At 31.8% G+C, this 13,583-nt stretch carries 10 protein-coding genes; 8 read left to right on the top strand and 2 right to left on the bottom strand.

Translation table 11 applies throughout. The annotated features are described in order from the left end of the window. Positions 1 to 124: 124 nt before the first annotated feature. Positions 125 to 1,888, bottom strand: coding sequence for an arginine--tRNA ligase (gene argS / locus ACFSSE_RS00460; protein ID WP_379041189.1), 1,764 nt, complete (start codon positions 1,886 to 1,888; stop codon positions 125 to 127). A gap of 88 nt (positions 1,889 to 1,976) precedes the next feature. Between argS and ACFSSE_RS00455 the strand changes: the two genes are divergently transcribed. From ACFSSE_RS00455 to bioD, 8 genes are all read left to right on the top strand, one after another. Beyond that, positions 1,977 to 3,428, top strand: a complete 1,452-nt coding sequence (locus ACFSSE_RS00455) for an arginine deiminase family protein (RefSeq protein ID WP_379041188.1) — start codon at positions 1,977 to 1,979, stop codon at positions 3,426 to 3,428. Between the two features lie 238 nt (positions 3,429 to 3,666). Beyond that, a complete protein-coding gene (ctlX, locus tag ACFSSE_RS00450; RefSeq protein ID WP_379041187.1) occupies positions 3,667 to 4,578 on the top strand; it encodes a citrulline utilization hydrolase CtlX in 912 nt (303 codons plus the stop codon). Positions 4,579 to 4,755: 177 nt separating this feature from the next. Then, positions 4,756 to 6,147: an arginine decarboxylase gene (locus tag ACFSSE_RS00445; RefSeq protein ID WP_379041186.1), complete on the top strand. Its 1,392-nt coding sequence runs from the start codon at positions 4,756 to 4,758 to the stop codon at positions 6,145 to 6,147. A 110-nt stretch (positions 6,148 to 6,257) separates the two neighbouring features. Further along, a complete protein-coding gene (locus tag ACFSSE_RS00440; protein ID WP_379041185.1) occupies positions 6,258 to 7,151 on the top strand; it encodes a hypothetical protein in 894 nt (297 codons plus the stop codon). 46 nt (positions 7,152 to 7,197) lie between these two features. Further along, the gene (locus ACFSSE_RS00435; RefSeq protein WP_379041184.1) at positions 7,198 to 7,905 is read left to right on the top strand and encodes a 3'-5' exonuclease; all 708 of its coding nucleotides are present in this window, start codon (positions 7,198 to 7,200) and stop codon (positions 7,903 to 7,905) included. Continuing rightward, on the top strand, positions 7,895 to 9,799 hold the full coding sequence (locus ACFSSE_RS00430) for a DUF294 nucleotidyltransferase-like domain-containing protein (protein ID WP_379041183.1): 1,905 nt from the start codon (positions 7,895 to 7,897) through the stop codon (positions 9,797 to 9,799). The genes ACFSSE_RS00435 and ACFSSE_RS00430 overlap by 11 nt, the downstream gene beginning before the upstream one ends. 159 nt (positions 9,800 to 9,958) lie before the next feature. Further along, positions 9,959 to 11,083 (top strand): aminotransferase class I/II-fold pyridoxal phosphate-dependent enzyme, encoded by a 1,125-nt coding sequence (locus ACFSSE_RS00425; protein ID WP_379041182.1) that lies wholly within the window; start codon positions 9,959 to 9,961, stop codon positions 11,081 to 11,083. A 47-nt stretch (positions 11,084 to 11,130) separates the two neighbouring features. After that, positions 11,131 to 11,748 (top strand): dethiobiotin synthase, encoded by a 618-nt coding sequence (gene bioD / locus ACFSSE_RS00420; RefSeq protein ID WP_379041181.1) that lies wholly within the window; start codon positions 11,131 to 11,133, stop codon positions 11,746 to 11,748. A gap of 135 nt (positions 11,749 to 11,883) precedes the next feature. Here bioD and ACFSSE_RS00415 read toward each other — a convergent pair whose 3' ends face one another. Further along, complete coding sequence (locus ACFSSE_RS00415) at positions 11,884 to 13,434, bottom strand: M20/M25/M40 family metallo-hydrolase (protein WP_379041180.1); 1,551 nt, start codon at positions 13,432 to 13,434, stop codon at positions 11,884 to 11,886. Positions 13,435 to 13,583 lie beyond the last annotated feature (149 nt).

Here is a 13,583-nt window from a genome sequence, read left to right as displayed (position 1 = left end):
ATTATATTTTTCGCAAAGGTATTAATGCAAAATAGTACGTTTTTATTAAGAAAAAGTTACTAAAATAAAAAAGTCAGGTATTTGCCTAAATACCTGACTTTTATAAAAAAATTAAAAGAACAAATTACATTCTCTCTGGCATGGCAATACCTAATAAACTCATTGCTTTGTTTAAAGTTAAAGCGGTATGGTATGACAATTTAAGCCTAAAAGTTCTTAAATCATTATTTTCTATTTTAAGAATACTTTCTGTTTGGTAAAACTTATTATAAGCTTTCGCTAAATCGTAGGCGTAATTGGCAATCATAGCTGGATTATAAGTTTCCGCAGCTATTTTTAATATTTCCTGATATTTACTAATAAGTTGAATGAGCTCAACTTCGGTTTCTTTTAAAGTTGTAGGTGGCACCATTACCGATCCAAAATCAGATTTGTTTAAAACAGATTTAATACGAGCGTGGGTGTACTGTATAAACGGACCTGTATTTCCTTGAAAATCAATAGACTCATTTGGGTCAAACAATAAACGTTTTTTAGGTTCAACTTTAAGTAAAAAGTACTTTAAAGCACCCATGCCTATGATGTTGTATAAACTCTCTTTTTCTGCTTCTTCAAAATTATCAACCTTACCTAAAGCTTCGGTTTTTTCCTTTGCAGTGGCTTTCATTTCTTCAATTAAATCATCGGCATCAACCACAGTTCCTTCTCTCGATTTCATTTTACCACTAGGCAAATCAACCATGCCGTACGATAAATGGAATAACCCTTTTGCCCAATCTTTACCTAATTTTTCCAAAATCAAAAACAGGACTTTAAAATGGTAATCTTGTTCGTTACCAACTACATAAATAGATTTTTGTACGTTATAATCATCAAACTTTAATTGAGCAGTACCTAAATCTTGGGTAATGTAAACCGAAGTACCATCTGCCCTACGCACCAATTTCTCGTCTAATCCATCAGCAGTTAAATCTATCCAAACAGAACCATCTTCTTTTTTAAAGAAAACGCGTTTGCTTAAACCTTCTTCAATAATATCTTTTCCTAATAAATAAGTATTTGATTCATAATAATATTGATCAAAACTTACGCCTAAAGCTTTATAAGTTTTATTGAAACCGGCATAAACCCATGAATTCATGGTTTTCCATAAATCAATAACTTGCTCATCGCCTTGCTCCCACTTTAAAAGCATTTGTTGTGCTTCTAAAATTAAAGGCGCTTGTTTTTTTGCTTCTTCTTCGGTTTTTCCTACCGCAATTAAATCAGCAATTTCCTTTTTATATTCTTGATCGAAAATCACATAATATTTTCCAACCAAATGATCACCTTTTAAACCTGATGATTCTGGTGTTTCTCCATTCCCAAATTTCTGCCAAGCCAACATAGATTTGCAAATATGAATTCCCCTATCATTAACCAAATTCGCTTTAATCACTTCAAAGCCTGCTGCATCTAAAATTTGAGCTACAGCAAAGCCTAATAAATTATTACGTACATGACCTAAGTGCAAAGGTTTATTGGTGTTTGGTGATGAATATTCTACCATCACCTTTTCTCCGTTTGAAGGTAATCGCCCAAAATCAGGATGAGAAATATGACTTTGAAAAATCTCCAACCAATACGCATCGCTTAAAACCAAATTTAAGAAACCTTTAATTACATTAAAACCTGCTATTTCTTTACAATTATTTTGCAAATATTCTCCCAATAAATTAGCAGTTTGCTCTGGCGATTTTTTAGTAAACTTCACAAATGGAAAAACCACAAAAGTGGCATGCCCTTCAAATTCTTTTTTGGTTTGCTCTAAATTTACTTGATGCTCTTGAAGTTCTGTATCGAAAACATCGGCGAAAGCCTTAACAATGGCTTGGTGTAAAAATTTCATCTGGCAAAATTAATTAATCTTATTTCATCTGGGCAATTTAATTTTTGAATTAAATTCTAATAGCTTTGTATTTGAACCATTACAAATTATGACCAAAGATTCTAAAGATTTTAAAGTTAACGTAAGTTCTGAAATTGGAAATTTACGTTGTTTACTTATACATAGCCCTGATAGTGGTTTAGGGAAAGTTGTGCCTTCTAAAGCTCAAGATTGGCTTTTTGAAGATATTGTTCACTTAGATACTATTAGAAAAAAAGAATACGATTATTACTTAAAACTTTTACTTTATTTCTTAGACCCTGAAAAAGTAAAAGGTAAAACCACAGAAATTGATAGCGACAAGACTAGAAGTTTTTATAAACCTGCTCATCCAAATTTCCATGCTTCAAACAAAGTTATAGAGTTACAATTTATTTTAGCTGAGGTCTTAAACAACGTTAGTCTTAAAAAAGAAATGGTAGCAGCTGTTTGCGCTATTGAAGGTTGCACTTATCATTTACAAAATAAACTGAATGAAATGTCGCCCTCAGATTTGGCAAACATTTTTATTTCGGGTTCTATTAACCAAGATGAGATGATTTTTGCGCCTATTCCTAATTTAATTTTTACTAGGGATATTGGAATTACAATTAATCAGCATATTTTAATAAATAAACCAGCAAAAAAAGCTCGTTCGCGAGAAACGCTTTTGGCCAAATACATATTTTTTAATCATCCCTTGTTTGCAAATTATAAAGAGAACATTATTGAGATACCAGATTCTTTGCAGCATTTTTTACGCCCCGGCGAAGAAAACGAACAAAAAAGTACTTTAGAAGGTGGAGATGTGATGGTGGTTAGTGAAAATCACCTAATTATTGGTTTTAGCGAACGTACATCTGCAAATGCAATTAGCGACACTATTAAAATTTTGTTTGAAAAAGATGTGGTTGATAAAGTTAGCGTTGTAAAAATACCTCATAAAAGAGATTTTATGCACATAGATACTGTGTTTACACAAGTAAAACGTAATATGTGGGTAATTTTGCATGCTATTGGAAAGCAAGATATACGCGGTGATGGAAGTGAGCCAATTGATCATTTAATTAACGAAGAACCTAAAGACAAACCAGAAATTACTCAATTTCTGAAAGGCGAAATTAGTAACCCTAAAAAGTTTAATTCTATTGAAGCTTTGCTTGATGATATCAGTAAAAATGATTTGAAATCTGATCAAAAAACAGAATTTATTTACTCGGGAAATGAAGAGTTTCCTTACGATTCTAGAGAGCAGTGGACAGATTCTTGCAATTTATTAGCTCTAAAAGAAGGTGTGGTTTTAGGTTACGATAGAAACGACTATACTATTAAAGGATTTAAAGCTAAAGGATTTAAAGTTATTGGTGTTAAAGAACTTTTAAAGCAATTTGAAAGCGGGAAATTGAGTCCAGAAACGTTAGAGAATACATTTATTACTATGCCGTCAGCAGAATTATCAAGAGCTAGAGGCGGTTTTCATTGTATGAGTATGCCTATTTTTAGAGATGAATTAGATGGTTAGTTGGTTGGTTGGTTAGTTGGTTAGGACTCTTTATTGTGTTTTAAAGTTCATTAGTCATTGGTTTATTAAGGCTTTTGATTGATAATAATAAGTTCATTAGTCATTGGTTCATTAGGACTTTTAATTAATAATAATCTCATTTACAATTATTTATAAATAATTTTTTTATTCAATCGATATATTTGGTGCCGTTTCGCCAGTTCTCAATTCTCATATCTCACATCTTAATACTAAAAAAATGCAAAACACATCAAACATATTAATGATAAGGCCTGTTGCTTTTAGGTTTAACTCACAAACATCAGACAGTAATGCTTTTCAGCACAAAGCAGAGGATGAAAATGTACAAGAAAAAGCTTTGGTAGAGTTTAATAACTTTGTAAATAAGCTTCGTTTAAATCATATCAATGTGATTGTTATTGAAGATACTTTGCAGCCTCATACTCCAGATTCGATTTTTCCAAACAATTGGGTTTCTTTTCATAACGATGGAAGCGTTTACATTTACCCAATGCAAGCAGAAAACCGTAGAATGGAACGTAGAGAAGATATTTTAGATGTTTTAAGCACTCAGTTTAATATTAAAGAAGTAAACGATTTAACCTTTACCGAAGAAAAAGAGGAATATTTAGAAGGTACTGGCAGCATGGTTTTAGACCGTGAGCATAAAATTACTTACGCTTGTATTTCCATACGTACAAACCCAAAAGTACTGGAAATTTTTTGTGCAGAAAGTGGCTATAAAGCCATTACTTTTTTAGCTGTTGATGAAAATAACAAGCCTATTTACCATACCAATGTGATGATGTGTGTGGCAGAAAAATTTGTGGTGATTTGTTTAGCGAGTATTCCAGATTTAGCAGAAAAAGAACAGCTAATAAATAGTTTTAAAAATACAGGTAAAGAAATTATCGATATCAGCTTTGAGCAGATGAATAATTTCGCTGGCAATATGTTAGAAGTTAAAAACACTTTAAACCAAAGCTTTTTGGTGATGAGCGAAAGCGCTCATTCTTGTTTAAATGCACCTCAAATAGCTCAAATTAACAAATATGCTGATATTTTATCTTCGCCGATACCTACAATTGAAAAAATTGGTGGGGGTAGTGCAAGATGCATGATGGCTGAGATACATTTAGAGAGGAAATAGGATATTATTTCATAACCTTGATAGAGTTGCTAACTTTTTTTAAATGAATTTTATAATCATATTTAACTTAAACAGTTTTGATTAACATTTCAAATTTATCTATCGCTAAACAGTAAAAAAATAATAAACCTTATATTTTTTTCATTATTTAATCACACTTTTGCAAAAAAATAATAAATGCAGAGTTACGAAGAATTTTTAGACCTCAGTGTTGGTTTCCCTCAAGAAGGTTTTGACATTATTGATGATGAACTTTATTTCCACGATTTAAACCTGATGGAAATGATAGAAACTTATGGTACACCGCTAAGGTTCACCTATTTACCTATCATCAGTAAAAAGATTCAGCAAGCAAAAATATTGTTTCAAACTGCTATCTTAAAAAATAATTACCGTGGCTCTTACAAATATTGCTACTGTACAAAAAGCTCTCATTTCCGTCATATAGTTGAGGAGGCTTTAAAAAACGATATTCACCTAGAAACATCATCGGCTTTTGATATGCCAATGATTGATGCTTTAGAGAAAAAAGGATCGTTAAATAAAGATGTAACTGTAATTTGTAACGGCTTTAAAACCTACCAATACAAGCAATATATAGTTGATATGTTGCATGATGGTTTTAAAAACATTATCCCTGTTTTAGATAATAAAGAAGAATTTAACCTTTATGATGACGAGGTTGAGTTAGATACACCTTGTAATTTAGGGATAAGAATTGCAGCAGAAGAGCAACCAGATTCACAGTTTTATACCTCAAGATTAGGTGTAAGACAAGAAGATGTGATTGATTTTTACAACAACAAAATCATTAAAAACCCAAACTTTAGGGTTAAACTTTTACATTTCTTTATTAACTCTGGAATTACTGATACACCTTATTATTGGAACGAATTAGAAAAATACGTAACGTTATATTGTAAATTCAAAAAGATTAATCCTGATTTAGATACTTTAGATATTGGTGGCGGTATGCCATTTAAAGATTCTTTGGTTTTTGATTTCGATTATGAATACATGATTAACGAAATTATTAAACGTATTAAAGAAATTTGTGCCGAACATGAGGTAATGGAACCAGATATTATTACCGAATTTGGTAAATATACAGTTGCTGAAGCTTCTGGTATTTTATACAAAGTTTTAGGTCGTAAACAACAAAACGACCGTGAAAAGTGGTTAATGCTAGATGGCTCTTTTATTACCAATTTGCCGGATGTTTGGGCAATGAACCAACGCTACATTCTGTTACCAATTAATAATTGGGATAGCGAGTATGAGCGTGTAAATTTAGGTGGTATAACCTGCGACGGACAAGATTATTACAACCAAGAAGCACATGTGGGTAACGTATTTATGCCTAAAACACGTAAAGTACAATTTCTTGGCTTTTTCCATACGGGAGCTTACCAAGAAGTATTAAGTGGTTATGGGGGTATCCATCATTGCTTATTACCATCGCCAAAGCATGTAATTATCAGAAGAAACCGCGACGAAACTTTTAATTATGAAGTTTTTGGTGAGGAACAAAACAGCAAGCAGGTAATGAAAATTTTAGGTTATTTATAAAGAGGAGTTTCTCCTCTTTTTCTTTTTAAAAGAAATTACAGCTACTAGATTTTTTGGGTTATCATTATTCATTTGATTAACTCTATCTTTATTTTTCAAAATCATTTCCTATGAAACATAAAAGTTTATTGGTTTTAGCAATCATCTTACTCAGTTTAAAATCATTTGCACAAAACGACCTATTGGAGAGATTACAAGTACTTCAAAATAAAACCGTTAAATATTATAATATTGATAATTACCTAATTACAAGCGAAATCTTCAATAGCGATTTGAATGATAAACGTTTAAATATACTTTACAGGAAATATGATATTAAAACGAAGGATTTAAAATCTAAGAATCCTGAGATTCCATATAACCATATCTACATAAAAAAAGAGAATTCAGTCTCTGATCAATTGACACAAAAAAACAGTTATTACTTTGTAGAAAACAAAGATAAAATGACTGTAATTATTCGGTTTTCTAACATGACCAGTATAGATCAAGATTTAGAAAAAAAGATGGTTAACCTTATTGTAGAAAACACGATTCCAAAGGAAAATTATGCGAGTCTTAGAATTGATTCAATTAATTTTGCAGGTAGAAACATCAAACTTAATAATAGCTGCTATTGGACAAATGTAAATACTGTGCAATGTCCTTATTTAGGAGAAATGAATTGGTCTTTACATTCTGATTTAAATAGTGCACAAACGGCTTTAGACAATCAATTATTAATAACTAAAACTAAAAAGGGTATTAAAATAATCTATGATGAACTTGTAGAAGTAGAATTTGAAGGCACACCTACTAAAGCGAAAAAGGTTGTTATTGATTTTAATGGTGGCACATCTTTATTATTAGGAATAACAGGAAATAAGACTTTAACAGTTTATTATGTTGCAGAAAATATTAGAAATCATTATTTAGCTTGTGTTTTGAGCTTTTGGAATAACGATGATATTACATCAACAGGTCTACCTCAACTTTTAAACCAAGTAATGAAAATCAATAATTAATATCATTAATTATAAAATATTATCCAAATTTTATTAATTTTCTTCTGTGAGAGAATATTTTTTAGTTATTGATACAGAAACATCGGGTTTACCAAAAAAATGGGATGCTCCGTATTCTTCCAATAACAATTGGCCTTATATTTTACAAATTGCCTGGCTAATTTACGACGCTGATGGTGCTCTTGTTAAAAAAGAAAACCATTATGTTAAACCTGGAAATTTTAAAATTAGTAAAGCTTCATTAAAAATACATCATATTACCAAAGAAGATTTATTGCATAAAGGCAAAGATAAATTAGCTATAATAAAAAGGCTGGCTAATGACATTGTAAAATACCAACCTTTAGTTGTAGCGCACTTTACAGAACTTGATTACCACATGGTAGGTGTAGAAAGTTTTAGACTAAACATAGAAAATCCGCTTCTTCACAAGCCTTTGTTTTGCACCATGAAGGCAAGTGTTCCTTATATTAAAAATCCTAATTTTAAGCATTTAAAACTAAACGTATTTTATAAAACTCTTTTTAATAAAAAGCCCGAAAAACTACATAATGCACTAAGCGATGCTACAATTACTTCTGAAATATTTTTTTACTTAAAGAATAAAGGAGAAGTAAGTGATAGTATAATAGCCAAGCAACAAATAACTACTAAAACTGAATTTAAAAAACCCGATTCCTTCTTTAAATGGTTTTTATCCATTTTTAAAATCATCATATTCTTCATCCTAATTTGGTATAATTATGGAAAATAAACTTAAATTTTTACAGCAGACTACTCCTTTTAACTTGCTTCCTATTGACGTAATTACTGGCGTAGCCGAAGTATTAGAGGAAGTAATTTACCCTAAAGAAAAACTGATTTACCAGCAAGAAATCACCAAAATGAAAGGGCTTGATATTATTGTTGAGGGAGAATATGAATCTTTTTTTTACGATACCAATAACAATAAAAGAGATGTAAATAACTTAACTAAAGGTGCGGTTTTTGGTGGAATTTCTGTTTTATTGAACAGAAAAAAAGCTTTAAAATCTGTAGTTGCTAAAAAAGGTACATTAGTGTATGTTTTGCCGCGTAAACATTTTAAAGCTTTATGTGATGCCTACGATAGCTTTTTTCAGTTTTTTACTGCTGATTTTGGTAAAAGAATGCTAAATGAAGAATTTGCATTCTTTTATAAAAAACCCGCTCTTTTTGCAGAAAGCTACATTGCTTCTGAGCAAATGTATTCTCGAAAAATTGAAGGTTTAAGCTATCATAAAATAGCAAGTTGCAATTCCTTCACTCCTATTTTTGAGTGCGCTATTAAAATGGCACAAGAAAAAGTAAGTTGTTTATTTGTTACTGATGATGAAAATAAAATAATTGGCTTTGTAACTGATATTACTTTAAGAGACCGAGTTATTGCTCAACAATTAGACGCTGGCAAAAGCATTTCTGAGGTAATGGACGATGAAATCATATCCATTTCTAAAGAAGCATATATTTACGAGGCCATACTATTAATGTTTAGAACGAAAAGCCGATACCTTTTAGTGGAAGATGATGGCGAATTTGTCGGGTTTTTGAGCCGAAACAGATTATTGAGTGAGCAAGCGCAATCGCCTTTGGTTTTTATACAATCTGTAAAATCGGCTTTAAGCACTAAAGAATTAAAAGCAAAATGGCTAAAAGTACCAAGTATTGTTTCTCAGCTGCTAAGCAGAGGCGTACATGCCGAAATTGTTAACCAAGTAATTACAACCATTGCCGATACCATTTCTACCAAGGTAATTGAAGAGGTTTTTAAAGAAATTGGCCCTGCACCGGCAAAATTTGTTTTTATTGTTTTAGGTAGCGAAGGCCGTAAAGAACAAACCCTAAAAACCGATCAAGATAACGCCATTATTTACGAAGATAAAGCTAACGAACAAAGAGAGCTAGTAAGAACTTACTTTTTAGAATTTGCAACCCGAGTTTCTGATAAACTTAACGAAATTGGATTTGTTTATTGCTCTGGTGATTTTATGGCTAAAAATCCTAAATGGACACATTCTTTATCGCATTGGAAACGTAATTACAAAGAATGGATTGACGATGCCCTGCCAGAAACCGCTATCAAATTTTCAACTTTTTTTGATTGTAGAGCAATTTATGGGGATTTAGCTATTATGGATGATTTGCGTAATTTTGTGAATTTAGAATTACAAAAACCGATGGAAAAGTTTTTTGTGTACATGGCAAAAAATGCATTACAGTATGACCCACCGCTTACTTTCTTTAAAAATATTAAAACCCAAACTATAGAAGAAAAACAGGTTTTTGATATTAAAAGAGCTATGACTCCTATAGTAGATTTGGTGCGTGTTTATGCATTGCAAAACAGAATTTTTCAAAAAGAAAATACCGGTGAAAGATTAAAAGAGCTACAAAAAATGGGCGTATTTTCAGAAAAACAATATCTTGAATTAATGCAGTCTTACTACTATTTAATGGGGTTACGTTTAAAGCGACAAGCGCAAAACATCATAGATAATAATGCTGAACCCACCAATTATGTTGAATTAAACTCTTTAACAAAAATAGAACAAGTTACCATCATTGAGATTTTTAAAACCATTGCAAACTTTCAGAACTCTACAAGAATGAAGTTTGTAGGAAGTTTATAAAGTATAATGAATGATATAAAATTGTAACGATATAGGGAGTGTGAATTTTTAGGAATAAAGTTTGGAATGATTAAATTTTAAATGATTGACGGAGAGTTCAAGAATTAATTATTTTTGTAATTAAGCTATTAAATGGCTAACAAATAAAATGCTAAGGTATTGGAAAATTTTTTACAGCGAAAACTTCAAGAAAGAGTTGATAACGATTCGTTAAGAACGTTACAGCAGCACCCAGAAAGTTTAGCCGATTTTCACTCTAACGATTACTTAAGCTTTGCTCAATCGCATATTCTTAAACAAAAACTTGAGCAATTACTGCAAACATACCCTAACTATAAATTGGGTTCAACTGGTTCAAGATTATTAGCTGGCAACGGTAAATTTGTAGAAGAGCTAGAACAAAAAATAGCAGGTTTTCATGAAGCTGAAGCATCCTTAATTTTTAATTCTGGTTATGATGCTAATATTGGTTTGCTTTCTTGCATTGCGCAACGTGGTGATACCATTGTTTGTGATGAATTGATACATGCAAGCTTAATTGATGGCGCAAGGTTAAGCCTAGCCAATAAATATACTTTTGCGCATAATAATTTAACCGCTTTAGAAGACAAATTAAAACTAAGCAAAGGGAATGTTTTTATAGTGACAGAAAGTGTTTTTTCTATGGATGGAGATACAGCTCCTTTGTTAGAAATTAATGAGTTAGCCATAAAATACAATGCAAATTTAATTGTAGATGAAGCCCATGCAATTGGTGTTATAGGTAATAATGGCGTGGGACTTTGCCAACAATTAGGCATTCAAGATAAAATATTTGCCCGCATTTATACCTTTGGTAAAGCTTTAGGTTGCCATGGCGCAGTAATTACTGGTTCGGTTTTGTTAAAAACTTATTTAATAAATTTTGCCCGCTCCTTCATTTATACCACAGCTTTGCCTTTTCATGCTTTGGCATCAATTACGGTTGCTTACAGTCAATTATATCAATCTGCACAAATGGTAATTTTAAAAGAAAACATTGCACTTTTTAAACACCTTTTAAGTAGAATGAATTTACTTTTGATACCTAGTGAAAGTGCAATACAAAGTATAATTATTGAAGGTAACAGCAATTGTAAAAACTTTGCCAACTATTTGCAACAACATGGATGTAATGTGAAAGCTATTTTAAGCCCAACTGTACCAGCAGGTAAAGAAAGATTAAGAATAAGTTTACATGCGCACAATACTAAAGCAGAAATTTATAATTTAACCAATCTTTTAAGTGCTTTAAGTAAGGACTAAAATCTGATTTTTAATTAGTTAAAGCTAAATTCTATAAAACAACAATCATGAATAAAACATATTTTGTAACAGGTATTGGTACAGAGAATGGAAAAACAGTAACGGCTGCTATTTTAGTGGAAAAATTAAAAGCAGACTATTGGAAGCCTATACAATCTGGAGATTTGGAACAATCAGACACTCTAAAAGTTGAGAGCTTAATTAGCAATTCCAATACAAAGTTTCATCCAGAAACTTACCGACTTACACAACCTTTTTCTCCGCATTACTCTGCACAATTAGATGGTGTAAAAATAGATTTAGCTGAGTTCAACATCCCGCAAACAACTAATAATTTAATTATTGAAGGCGCAGGTGGTTTAATGGTTCCGCTAAATAATGAAGATTTGATAATTGATTTGATAAAAAAATTAGGGGTAGAGGTTATTTTAGTTTCTAAAAATTATTTAGGCAGCATAAACCATACGCTACTATCTGTAGAAGCTTTAAATAACCGTAAAATACCAATTAAAGGAATTATATTTAATGGAGAACCAAATCCGGCTACAGAAAGTATCATCTTAAAAAAAACTGGTTTAGCAGTAGTTGCTCATATTCCTTTATTAACTAATTTGAACAAGGAAAGTATTTTTGCCGTAGCAAATGAGATAAATTTTACGTTTTGATAAGAATTTTTAATCTGAGAGTCAGAAAATATTTTAGACTACTAAAACTCAAATACACATAAGTTTAACTCCACAAAAAAGTCGGTTTCACAAATTTAAAACCGACTTTTTTATTACGAATTTAATTTATTCAGCTTAATCTAACCCACCTCTTCTGTTTGGAGAACGTGGTGTAGGCCAAGTCATAGGTTCGCCAGTTCTAGGACTAACTGGTAAAACACTTTTAACTTTTGAAGTAGTTTCTGGGTCTTCACTAGCCATATAAGTCATAATTGCAGCCATAATTGTATTGCTTCTTAAATCGTCAAATACAATTTTATCATAAGTATCTCTGTTGGTGTGCCAAGTATAATTACCATAAGCCCAACTTATAGAACTTAAAGAAAATGCAGGAGCACCAGCTGCAACAAAAGATGCATAATCAGATCCGCCACCACCTGGGTTACCTGGGAAATTAGTTTTTACTTCTTTTCTAATTTCGTAAGGCACTTTATTTAACCAACGCCCCAAATAATCATAAGCATTTAAAAACCCTTGACCAGATAAATCAACAACTCTTCCCGTTCCGTTATCTTGATTAAATAAAACTTGTATGTTTTTTACTATTTCTGGATGATCTTCAACAAAAGCTCTTGATCCGTTTAAACCTTGTTCTTCACTCCCCCAATGGCCTACCAAAATAGTACGCTTTGGGTTTGGATAAAACTTTTTCAAAATTCGCATCACTTCCATCATGGTAACTGTTCCTGTTCCGTTATCAGTAGCTCCAGTTGCACCATCCCACGAATCAAAATGTGCAGATAGCATCACATACTCTTCGGGTTTTTCTGTACCTTTTATTTCGCCAATGGTATTAAAATTTGGCACTACACCTAAATCTTTACTAATAGCAACAATTTTCAATTTTGGCGTATTCCCGCTTTCTGCCAAACGATAAAGCATTCCATAATCTTCTAAAGCAATATCAACCGTGGCAATTTTTTTAGTTGATGCACTAAAAATTTTATTTACACCAAAACCGGCAGACCAATAAGAAGAAATAATTCCCGCTGCGCCAGCTTTTTCTAATGCTAATGGCAAAGTACGACTTGTAAAACCTGTTTTTCTAATTCTTTGCGCCCAAGCCGTAGTCATTTCAGCTCTTTCTTTTTTCATTTTCTCAACAGACTCTTTGGTGCCATATTGTTCCCAATTATCATCCGGACGGCCTGTTGGTTGCATCATAGAAACCATTACAAACTTTCCTTTTACTGTTGGCAACCAAGCTTTAAACGCATTAGAATCTGCTAAATCTGGGATAATAATAATATCAGCGGTTACACCTTTTGCAGGAGTTGAAGGGCTCCATGCCAATTGAGTACCCTCTAAAGAACGCACTCTTGGAGAAATCATATCAATATGTGTAATGCCTCTATCCCATCCTTTCCACTCTCCCCATTTTTCATTTCTTGCACTTATTCCCCAGCTTGTATATTTTGCAACAGCCCAATCATTAGCTTGCTTCATTTGTGGCGTTCCCACTAATCGTGGACCTATTAAATCTGTAAGTTCATGGGCAAGTTGCGGTAATTGAGAGTTTTCTGTTGCTTCTTTAATAATGTTTTCAATTATTGCATCTTTTGTTTGTGCAATCGCCAAACCTTGTACAATAAAAAGCGGAATAAAAAGGTAATTTTTTAGCTTCATGTTTTTGTGGGATTAAATAAAAATCCAAAGTATAAAAACTAATTATAATTTGAGAAGTGAGCTCTATTGTGTATCAGATTTAATACGATTGGAAATGGTTAAATTAACATTTTGATAAGTGAATTTTGATATTTTAGAGATAAAAAATG

Origin of the sequence: Pedobacter alpinus (assembly GCF_042684645.1) — a bacterium.
Taxonomy (GTDB): Bacteria; Bacteroidota; Bacteroidia; order Sphingobacteriales; family Sphingobacteriaceae; genus Pseudopedobacter; species Pseudopedobacter alpinus.
This window is presented reverse-complemented; position numbering and strand designations above follow the sequence as displayed.

Excerpts from the sequence above, each read along its gene's own strand:
- argS (WP_379041189.1), bottom strand. The coding sequence starts at position 1,888 with ATGAAATTTTTACACCAAGCCATTGTTAAGGCTTTCGCCGATGTTTTC.
- ACFSSE_RS00455 (WP_379041188.1), top strand. The coding sequence starts at position 1,977 with ATGACCAAAGATTCTAAAGATTTTAAAGTTAACGTAAGTTCTGAAATT.
- ctlX (WP_379041187.1), top strand. The coding sequence starts at position 3,667 with ATGCAAAACACATCAAACATATTAATGATAAGGCCTGTTGCTTTTAGG.
- ACFSSE_RS00445 (WP_379041186.1), top strand. The coding sequence starts at position 4,756 with ATGCAGAGTTACGAAGAATTTTTAGACCTCAGTGTTGGTTTCCCTCAA.
- ACFSSE_RS00440 (WP_379041185.1), top strand. The coding sequence starts at position 6,258 with ATGAAACATAAAAGTTTATTGGTTTTAGCAATCATCTTACTCAGTTTA.
- ACFSSE_RS00430 (WP_379041183.1), top strand. The coding sequence starts at position 7,895 with ATGGAAAATAAACTTAAATTTTTACAGCAGACTACTCCTTTTAACTTG.
- bioD (WP_379041181.1), top strand. The coding sequence starts at position 11,131 with ATGAATAAAACATATTTTGTAACAGGTATTGGTACAGAGAATGGAAAA.
- ACFSSE_RS00415 (WP_379041180.1), bottom strand. The coding sequence starts at position 13,434 with ATGAAGCTAAAAAATTACCTTTTTATTCCGCTTTTTATTGTACAAGGT.